This window comes from Enterobacter cloacae complex sp. P42RS, assembly GCF_014930595.1.
Taxonomy (GTDB): Bacteria; Pseudomonadota; Gammaproteobacteria; order Enterobacterales; family Enterobacteriaceae; genus Enterobacter; species Enterobacter bugandensis.
In genome coordinates this window covers 1-777 of sequence record NZ_JADBRK010000037.1, presented here as the reverse complement: position 1 = coordinate 777, position 777 = coordinate 1, and the positions used below count along the sequence as shown (strand labels likewise).

Below are 777 nucleotides of genomic sequence, written 5' to 3'. Positions count from 1 at the left end.
GGACGCGCGCATTGACCGCAGTAAGCTGCTGGGCCAGCCGGTCACGGTGACCATCCCGACGCAGAGCCTGCTGACCTCCCGCTATATTAACGGCAAGATTACCCGCGTGGCGGTGAGCGCCGTTGAGCTGACGGGCACGCGCTATGCGGTGTACCAGCTGACGGTGGAGCCGGACCTGTGGCCGATGAAGCGCGACCGCAACCTGCGTATTTTCCAGGGGCAGACGGTGCCGCAGATTGTGAAAACCCTGCTGGGTGAGCATCAGGTCAACGTTGAGGATAAGCTCACCGGCAGCTACCGGGTCTGGGACTACTGCGTGCAGTATCAGGAGTCGAGCCTGGACTTCATCAGCCGCCTGATGGAGCTGGAGGGAATTGCGTATCACTTCCGCCATGAGGCGGACAAGCACACCCTGGTGCTCACCGACGCCGCCACGCAGCATCAGCCGTTCAGCGGCTATGAGGTCATTCCTTACCACCAGACGCCGTCCGGCGGCAGTACGGATGAAGAGGGTATCAGCCAGTGGGCGCTGGAGGACAGCGTGACGCCGGGGATTTACAGCCTCGACGACTATGACTTCCGCAAGCCGAACGCGTGGCTGTTCCAGGCCCAGCAGAACCCGGCGTCGCCGAAGCCGGGCAGCATCGACGTGTACGACTGGCCGGGTCGCTTTGTGGACAAAGGTCACGGGGAGTTCTATGCCCGTATCCGTCAGGAGCGCTGGCAGGTTGAGCACCAGCAGATTCAGGCCACCGCCACGGCGGCGGGGATAGCGCC

1 protein-coding gene is annotated in these 777 nt (G+C 63.3%); it reads left to right on the top strand.

Features of this window, described 5'->3' with window-relative positions; all coding sequences use genetic code 11:
* Window positions 1-777, top strand: a 777-nt coding sequence (locus tag IM314_RS21865) for a type VI secretion system Vgr family protein (protein ID WP_193359366.1), incomplete at both ends; no start/stop codon positions are given.